The following is an 8,786-nucleotide window of genomic DNA, read 5'->3' as shown; positions in this document are numbered from 1 at the left end:
GAATCGGCCGAGGCAAGCGTGATGATCGGCTTTGCCGCTGCTGGCGTCGCTTTTGCCTGCGCCGGAGGCTGCTCGCCCGTCCGGGCGTTGCTGATGAGGGGGGCTGGTGTCGCCGAGGCTGGCGTTGCGCCAAACATCGAAGCCAGGAAGCCTTTCTTCTTTGGTGCTTCGGCCTGCGGCATCTCGCCAGCCGTCACATAGACCGGGTTGTTCATGGCCGGAGCGGCAGCGGGCTTCGGCGCCGCCACGTCGCCGTCGGCCGCGGCAATCTGCTGGGCGACCGCATCGGTCTGCTGCGCGGTCTGTGCCTGCTGCGTCAGCGACTGCGGCGTGTTTCCAACGATGGTTTCGGCGCCCGCCGGCATGGTCAGCGGAAAGACAGCTCCCGGTTTGGACACAGGCACATAGGCGACCTTTTCAGGCAGCGCCGTGTCGCTTGCCGTCATCACGGTCGTCTGCTCCGTCGTGACATCAGACGAATCGGAGGCGGCGATCGCCTTGCCGCTGGAGGCCGCGTTTACATCCGATGCGGTGGCATTGTAGCCGGGCATTCCGACCGACATTGCCGGGTCGCCAGCCGAAGTGCAGGAGGCCAGAAGCAAGGAGCAGAGCGCTGCCACAATGGCGCGGCGTTCTCCCTTTGCGAGGCTCCATCCTGCTGATTTCAAACTCAAATTCCCCCTCGATGTCCGGTCGGCATATCTTGGCGCGGCATGCATGCGTCGCTGCCAAGGTGACCTTTGTCTCCGATCCGGAAACGAGACCTGTGTCAAATCCGCAAGCCTGGAAGTATTTTTGCAGTGATTGCCGAATTACGGCCGCTTGATGGTTGACGACACCATTTCGCCCGCTTTTGGCGGCCCGTCAACTCACCACACATTACAGTCCGTTACACACGGACCTTCACATAGGTGCCCGGAGCATCACCCAAAGTTTTCATATGCTTGCCCGGTTTGCGGGCAGGCACGCGGGTGTTGTCCTTGGCCTCTATCCAGCCTTGCCAGTGCGGCCACCAGGATCCTGGATGGTCGGTGGCATTGGCTATCCACTGGCTGAAGTCGCCCGTCGGCGTACCCCCGGTCCAATACTGGTATTTGTTGGATGCCGGCGGATTGACGACACCGGCGATATGGCCCGACCCCGCCATCACATACTCGACCGTGCCGCCGAAATATTTCGAGCCGAGGAACACCGAAAGCGCCGGCGCGATGTGATCTTCCTTGGAGGCGAGGTTGTAGACCGGGATGGTGATGTCGCCGAGCGAGACCGTGCGGCCCGCCAGTTCCATCGTGCCTTGCGAAAGGTTGTTCTCAAGATAGCAGTTGCGCAGGTAGAAAGAGTGGTTGGCTGCGGCCATGCGGGTGGAATCGGCATTCCAGTAGAGCAGGTCGAAGGGCAGGGGATCCTTGCCGCGCATGTAGTTGTTGACGACATAGGGCCAGATCAGGTCGCCTGAGCGCAGCATGTTGAAGGCGGTCGCCATCTTGGTGCCGTCGAGATAGCCCTTTTCGCTCATCGACTTTTCCACTGCCGCGACCTGTTCTTCGTCGACGAACACCTTCAGGTCGCCGGCATAGGTGAAGTCGACCTGCGTGGTGAAGAAGGTCGCCGACTTGATGCGGTCGTCGCCCTCTTGCGCCATCAGCGCCAGGGCCGCCGCTAGGAGCGTGCCGCCGACGCAATAGCCGATCGCGTTGACGTCGCGTTCGCCGATGGCCTTCTCGACCGTGTCGAGGCCGTATTGCAGACCCTCGCGGATATAGGCTTCCCAGCTCTTGGTGCCGTGGCGCTCGTCCGGATTGACCCAGGAGATGACGAACACGGTGTGGCCCTGTTCAACCGCCCAGCGAATGAAGGATTTCTGCGGGTTCAGATCGAGGATGTAGAATTTATTGATCCATGGCGGGCAGATCAGCAGGGGCCGCTTGAGCACCGTCTCGGTCGCCGGTTCGTACTGGATGATTTCGGCGACGTCGCTGCGGCCGACCACTTTGCCGGGAGTGGTGGCGATGTTCCTGCCGATCTCGAAGGGCGAGTAGTCGGCCTGCCGCAGCTTCAGGTCGCCCTTGCCGGCGGCGATGTCCTCGGCCAGCATCTTCATGCCGCGCACCAGGTTTTCGCCGTTCGAGGCGACGGTTTCGCGGAACAGTTCCGGATTGGTCAGGATGAAATTCGACGGCGAGATGGCGTTGGACACCTGCTTGACGTAAAAGCCGGCCTTGTGGCGGGTGTGCTCGTCAAGACCTTCGGCGTGCTCGACCAGATCGGCCGCCCAGCGCGAGGTGACGAGATAGGCCTGCTTGAGGAAATCGAAGAAGGCGTTGCGGCCCCATTCCGGGTCGAGGAAGCGCTTGTCGCCGCGCTCCGGCTTGACCGCGTCTTCGGTGTCTTGCGCGGCGTTGCTGGTGCGCTGAATGGCGTTGGCCCAGACCGTCATATAGCCGGAGAACAGCCGCGTCTGCGCTTCCAGCGCGCGCTGCGGATCGGCAAGCCAGTATTCGCTGAGCTTGGAAAAGGTCTTCACCATATCGACGACGGGCTCGGCCACATGGTCGCGCACGTCGCCTTTTTCACGCGGCTCGGCCCAGGCGGAAGCGGCCTTGCCGGCCTGCTCGATCATGCGCGCCATGTTCAGGGCGAAGCGTTCCGGGTCCTTCACCAGATATTGCTCGACGGTCGAAGGCTGGTCATCTTCCGCTTTGCCCGAATCGGGTGTTTTGGACATGGTTGGCGGGGTTCCTCCCGAGGCCTTTTCTTGACATATTAACATGGGACATCCGACCGGGCCAATCTCGCTCTACCTCGGCTGCCAAGGAAACAATATGACGATTAATATTGGCGAGACTGTTTTTTTCGGTGCCGGACGTTTTTGCCGCATCGGCGCGGCGATCGTCCTCATCGGCATTGCCGGGTGCTCGAGCACCAACACGAATGGCCCGACGCCTGTCGCTGTGGGTGCGGGACCGAAGGATACCGGCACCTTCCCGAACCTGAACATCAAGCCGCAAGTGGCGGCGCCGCAGTTCACCGAAGCCGAGAAGAACGCCAAGCTCGCGCAATTGAAGGCGGATGAGAATGCGCAGGCGGCAAAGGGCGGCGGCCCCAAGGTCGTCAACCAGGCGGCGCTGACGGATCTGGCCAAGAAGCATGGCGACGAAACGCTGAAGCAGATCGAAGCCAAATGCGACCCCGCCCTCGACCCTACCTGCAAATAAGTATATAGCGCGCGCCCAACACCCCTTCGCTGTCTGGAACTGCCATGGAAGAATTTCACAAGGTTCGCCGGCTTCCGCCTTACGTGTTCGAGCAGGTCAACCGGCTCAAGGCCAGCGCCCGATCGCGTGGCGCCGACATCATCGACCTCGGCATGGGCAATCCGGACCTGCCGACGCCCAAGGCTATCGTCGACAAATTGTGCGAGGTCGTGCGCGACCCGCGCACGCATCGCTATTCCTCGTCGCGCGGCATTCCGGGCCTGCGCCGCGCCCAGGCCGCCTACTATGGCAGGCGCTTCGGCGTGAAGCTCAACCCCGACACGCAAGTGGTGGCCACGCTCGGTTCGAAGGAAGGCTTCGCCAACATGGCGCAGGCGATCACCGCGCCCGGCGACGTGATCCTGTGCCCGAACCCGACCTATCCGATCCATGCCTTCGGCTTTATCATGTCGGGCGGCGTCATCCGCTCGCTGCAGGTGGAGCCGGACGACGGTTTCATTCCGGCGCTCGAGCGCGGTGTCAAGCATTCGATCCCGAAGCCGCTGGCGCTGATCCTCAACTATCCGTCGAACCCGACAGCGCTGGTCGCCTCGCTCGATTTCTACAAGGATGTGGTCGCCTTCGCCAAGAAGAACGACATCATCATCCTGTCCGACCTTGCCTATTCGGAGATCTATTTCGACGGCAATCCGCCGCCTTCGGTGCTGCAGGTGCCTGGCGCGATCGACGTTTGCGTCGAATTCACCTCCATGTCGAAGACCTTCTCCATGCCCGGTTGGCGCATGGGCTTTGCCGTCGGCAACGAGCGGCTGATCTCGGCGCTGACGCGGGTGAAGTCCTACCTCGATTACGGCGCCTTCACGCCGATCCAGGTGGCGGCGGCACACGCGCTCAACGGCGACGGCGCCGACATCGCCGAGGTACGCGACATCTACCACAAGCGCCGCGACGTGATGGTCGACGCCTTCGGCCGCGCCGGCTGGACCATTCCGGCACCGGCGGCATCGATGTTCGCCTGGGCGCCGATCCCGGAGCCGTTCAAGCATCTCGGCTCGCTCGAATTCTCCAAGCTGCTCATCGAACATGCCGACGTGGCCGTGGCGCCCGGTGTCGGCTTCGGCGAGCATGGCGACGAATTCGTGCGCGTTGCTCTGGTCGAGAACGAGCACAGGATCCGGCAGGCGGCGCGCAACATCAAGCGCTTCCTGTCGACCAGCGCCAAGCAGCCCAACAATGTCGTGCCGCTCTCCGCTCACCGGTAAGCTTGCCGCACGCAAATTCGATCTGACTTTGAGGGACGTCGCCGGACATGGCTGAAGCATTGCGTGTTGGAATTGCCGGCCTCGGCACGGTCGGTGCATCGGTGGCGCGCGTGCTGCGCGACAAAGCGGTGGAACTGACCCGCCAGTGCGGCCGTGACGTGATCGTCACCGCCGTCTCGGCGCGCGACCACAAGCGCGATCGGGGCGTCGATTTGAGCTCTGCAAAGTGGTTCGACGATCCGGTCAAGATGGCCCAGACCGCAGAAATCGACGTGTTCGTCGAACTGATCGGCGGCGACGAGGGCCCGGCGCGCTCATCGGTGAAGACGGCACTCGAAGCCGGCCGTCACGTCGTCACCGCCAACAAGGCGCTGCTGGCCAAGCATGGCGTGGCGCTGGCCGAGATCGCCGAGAAGAAGGGCGTGCTTCTCAACTACGAGGCGGCGGTGGCGGGCGGCATTCCCGTCATCAAGACGATGCGTGAGGCGATGGCCGGCAATTCGGTCACCCGCGTGTTCGGCATCCTCAACGGCACCTGTAACTACATCCTGACCCGCATGGAGGCCGAGGGCATCTCGTTCGATGCTTGCCTGAAGGACGCGCAGCGGCTGGGCTATGCCGAGGCTGATCCGACCTTCGACATCGAGGGCCACGACACGGCGCACAAGCTGTCGATCCTGACCAGCCTTGCCTTTGGCACCAGGATCGCCGCCAACGACATCTACATGGAAGGCATTTCCAACATCACCCAAGCCGACATCCGCGCGGCCGCCGATCTCGGCTACCGGATCAAGCTGCTGGGTGTCGCCCAGCGCACCGAGAGCGGTATCGAGCAGCGCGTGCATCCGACGATGGTGCCGACCGCATCGGTCATCGCGCAGGTGCATGGCGTCACCAATGCGGTGGCGATCGAAACCGACATTCTGGGCGAGCTGCTGCTGTCCGGCCCCGGTGCGGGCGGCAACGCCACCGCATCGGCCGTCATCGGCGACATCGCCGACATCGCCAAGAGCCGGCCAGGCTTCCAGCATGGTCCGGTCTTCGGCCGGCCGGCCAAGGAGCTGAAACCCTACAAGAAGGCGCAGATGCGCAGCCATGCCGGCGGTTATTTCATCCGGCTGACCGTGCACGACCGCATCGGCGTGTTCGCGGCAATCGCCAAGCGCATGGCCGACAATGACATCTCGCTGGAATCGATCGTCCAGCACGCAGTCAACGGCGAGGCGGCGGCACAGAAGACGGTGATCCTTGTCACCCACGAGACGACGGAGGCCGCCGTTCGCAAGGCGGTAGACGGCATCACCAAGGACGGACATCTGACCGACAAACCGCAGGTCATCCGCATCGAACGGGCAGGGTAGCTTTGTCCGACAGTCGCGCGGGACAAGAATTCCGCAGGCATTGAGGTCCGGTCTGGAGGCAGGCAGCTGCCACAGACCGGAACGAATTCGCGTCGACGCCGTTCTCTTGGTCACCAACCAGAGGAACCGCTTCATGGCTGACACCAACAAATCCGACACCCCCGATATCGACGACATCCAGAAGACGTTGGAAAAGCAGATTGCCGAACTGCGCAAGGAGATCACCAAGATCAACAAGAGCATTTCGGCGCGGGGCGCGGAGATGCTCGATGACGCCAGCGAACAGGCGTCCGAGTTGTACGACACCGCGGCGAACCGCGCTTCGCGTACGGCGCAACAACTGCGCAGCCAAGCCCAGGCTGTTTCGGAAGTCGCGCGCGAGAATCCTGGTACGACGACAGCTTTGGTCGGCGTGATCGGCCTGCTCGGCTTTCTGGCCGGCTTCGCCATTGCTCAATCGACGAACGATACCTCCCGCCGCTGGTATTGACCGCAGCGCAATAGGGCCGGGCTTCCGGCCTTTTCTATTGTTTTCAGCAAATCACTTTTAAGGAGGACACCATGGCTTCGTCAGCGTTGATCGGCATCCTGATCACATTCCTCGTCATCATCCTCGTTCTCTATCTGGTTCAACGCCTGCCGCTCGATGGCCGGATGAGACAAATAGTTCAGGTCATCGTCATCATCATCGGCATCATTTCGCTGCTCAAATACCTCGCGGTTTTTTAGGCCGCGAAGGCCGCCATTCTCACCGTTTTAAGACTGGCCCGGCGCGTGGCGATCGGGCCGGTCGTGTTTCAAGACGTAGTTTAATCGATTGATATTGTTGGATATTCGATAATATTCGTGGCAGGTCTTGCCGTTGTCATGCTCGTTTGACAAAACAGGCCCGCCTCCGGCGGGAGGCCGCATTGCCAACGAGGAAATCACCAGATGAATGTGGCCCAGAACATCGTCGCCGGCCTTGACCGGATACTCACCATGGAACTGGTGCGCGTCACCGAACGGGCCGCCGTCGCGGCCGCCAGGCTGCGTGGGCGCGGCGACGAAAAGGCGGCCGACCAGGTCGCCGTGGATGCCATGCGCCAGGAACTCAACCGGCTTTCCATCAGGGGCACGGTGGTGATCGGCGAGGGCGAGCGCGATGAAGCGCCGATGCTCTATATCGGCGAAGAAGTCGGCTCCGGCAAAGGTCCGGCGGTCGATATCGCGCTCGATCCGCTCGAAGGCACGACGATCTGCGCCAAGAACCTGCCCAATGCGCTCGCCGTCATCGCCATCGCCGAAAAGGGCAGCCTGCTGTTTGCGCCCGATGTCTACATGGACAAGATCGCCATCGGTCCGGGCTATGCGGACGGCGTCATCGATATCGATGCCTCACCGGCCGAAAACATCGCCAGCCTCGCCCGCGCCAAGGGCGTGGCTATTTCGGACATCACCACCTGTATCCTCGACCGGCCACGTCATGCCAAGCTGATCGATGCCGTGCGCGCCACGGGTGCCGCGATCCGGCTGATCGGCGACGGCGATGTCGCCGGCGTCATCCACACCACGGATCCGGAAGAAACCGGCATCGATATCTATCTCGGCACTGGCGGAGCACCCGAGGGCGTGCTGGCCGCCGCCGCGCTGCGCTGCACCGGCGGCCAGATGCAGGGCAGGCTGATCCTCGACACACCGGAAAAGGTTGCTCGCGCGGCAAAGATGGGTATTTCCAATCCGAAACGGGTCTATCGGACGGAGGACATGGCGCGCGGCGATGTGCTGTTTGCGGCCACCGGTGTCACCGACGGCAACATGCTGGCTGGCGTCAAGTTCGGCCACAATTACATCACCACCCACACGATCGTGCTGCGCTCGTCGTCGCGGACGGTGCGCGAGATCAAGGCACGCCATCAGGACCTGGATAAGTTCTGACGCTTGCTTGCGAAGCCACCTTGCAATTGTTAGCCATTCGGGCGCACCCGATATTGGCTGCAAGGATTTGACGATGAAACCGTTCGACTGGCACGCGGATCCGATCTCGCGCGCCACCGCCATCACGCAGTCTTATCGCAACACCCAGAATGTGCGTCGCTTTCTCATCCGGGAATGCAGCTACGCATTCAGCTTCGACCGGCCTTTCATGGCCTGGCTCAAGGACGGTGTGGAAACGACGATGGGCGATGCGGCCGACGAATGGCTTCGGCGCCAGGCTGAAAAGCGGAAAGCGCAGTTTTCTTGACACTTCCCGGACGGCGCACACCGTGAATCGCTTGGCTTTGCCTGCCTTTGGCCTATAGAGCGTCGCATGAACGTGACACGATTTAAATCGTTGCCAATGCAGGTCGTCGCCCCAAAACCGCTGCGCACTTTTGGGCGACATGCACTATCGTGCGGCCAACGATGAGTTGGCAAAGCGTATGACCGGCGAAAAGCGCCTCTTCCTCGATGTCAGGCAGTCGGTATCAGGGGTTTCCTGGGAGCACCGGCTGACCGAGCGGCAGGACATGATCGCGCTCGCCATCGCGCAAGGCTACGGGGTACCCGATATCGTAGCACGGGTGCTTGCCGGCCGCGGCGTCACCGCCGAGCAGACCGAGCGGTTTCTCGATCCGACGATCCGCGATCTTCTGCCGGATCCGGCATCGCTGACCGACATGCACAGGGCGGCGGCCCGGATCGCCGCCGCGGTGATGGCCAGGGAAAAGGTGGCGATCTTCGGCGACTATGATGTCGACGGCGCCGCCTCGTCGGCCTTGCTGAAGCGGTTCCTCACGCATTTCTCGGTGCCGTCGGAAATCTACATCCCGGATCGTATTTTCGAGGGCTATGGCCCCAACCCCGACGCCATGCGCGAACTTGTTTCGCGTGGCGCGACACTGATCGTCACCGTCGATTGCGGCACCAACAGCGCCGCTTCCATCGATGCCGCCAATGAGGCCGGGGCCGATGTCGTGGTGCTCGAC

9 protein-coding genes and 1 pseudogene are annotated in these 8,786 nt (G+C 62.3%); 8 read left to right on the top strand and 2 right to left on the bottom strand.

Annotated features, from left to right (window positions below):
- Positions 1 to 674: pseudogene (locus tag EN991_RS13020) on the bottom strand (peptidase M15A); the annotation flags it as partial.
- Between the two features lie 215 nt (positions 675 to 889).
- Positions 890 to 2,725: a class I poly(R)-hydroxyalkanoic acid synthase gene (phaC, locus tag EN991_RS13015; RefSeq protein WP_127366348.1), complete on the bottom strand. Its 1,836-nt coding sequence runs from the start codon at positions 2,723 to 2,725 to the stop codon at positions 890 to 892.
- 97 nt (positions 2,726 to 2,822) lie between these two features.
- On the opposite strand from phaC, the gene EN991_RS13010 reads away from it, so the two are divergent.
- The 8 genes from EN991_RS13010 to EN991_RS12975 all read left to right on the top strand — a co-directional run.
- Positions 2,823 to 3,215, top strand: coding sequence for a hypothetical protein (locus EN991_RS13010; protein WP_063167871.1), 393 nt, complete (start codon positions 2,823 to 2,825; stop codon positions 3,213 to 3,215).
- A 44-nt stretch (positions 3,216 to 3,259) separates the two neighbouring features.
- Positions 3,260 to 4,477: an LL-diaminopimelate aminotransferase gene (locus tag EN991_RS13005; protein ID WP_013531991.1), complete on the top strand. Its 1,218-nt coding sequence runs from the start codon at positions 3,260 to 3,262 to the stop codon at positions 4,475 to 4,477.
- A gap of 47 nt (positions 4,478 to 4,524) precedes the next feature.
- Positions 4,525 to 5,838: a homoserine dehydrogenase gene (locus tag EN991_RS13000; RefSeq protein WP_013531990.1), complete on the top strand. Its 1,314-nt coding sequence runs from the start codon at positions 4,525 to 4,527 to the stop codon at positions 5,836 to 5,838.
- Positions 5,839 to 5,971: 133 nt separating this feature from the next.
- Positions 5,972 to 6,328, top strand: coding sequence for a hypothetical protein (locus tag EN991_RS12995; protein ID WP_024505708.1), 357 nt, complete (start codon positions 5,972 to 5,974; stop codon positions 6,326 to 6,328).
- 71 nt (positions 6,329 to 6,399) lie between these two features.
- A complete protein-coding gene (locus EN991_RS12990; protein WP_013531988.1) occupies positions 6,400 to 6,567 on the top strand; it encodes a Thivi_2564 family membrane protein in 168 nt (55 codons plus the stop codon).
- Positions 6,568 to 6,771: 204 nt separating this feature from the next.
- Positions 6,772 to 7,755, top strand: coding sequence for a class II fructose-bisphosphatase (gene glpX / locus EN991_RS12985; protein WP_013531987.1), 984 nt, complete (start codon positions 6,772 to 6,774; stop codon positions 7,753 to 7,755).
- Positions 7,756 to 7,828: 73 nt separating this feature from the next.
- Positions 7,829 to 8,062: a DUF6434 domain-containing protein gene (locus tag EN991_RS12980; protein ID WP_063167872.1), complete on the top strand. Its 234-nt coding sequence runs from the start codon at positions 7,829 to 7,831 to the stop codon at positions 8,060 to 8,062.
- 178 nt (positions 8,063 to 8,240) lie between these two features.
- Positions 8,241 to 8,786 (top strand): DHH family phosphoesterase (locus tag EN991_RS12975; protein ID WP_245460956.1); only part of this gene is annotated, 546 nt, incomplete at its 3' end.

The sequence above is a fragment of the Mesorhizobium sp. M7A.F.Ca.US.005.03.2.1 genome, assembly GCF_003997795.1.
Classification (GTDB): domain Bacteria; phylum Pseudomonadota; class Alphaproteobacteria; order Rhizobiales; family Rhizobiaceae; genus Mesorhizobium; species Mesorhizobium ciceri.
This window is presented reverse-complemented; position numbering and strand designations above follow the sequence as displayed.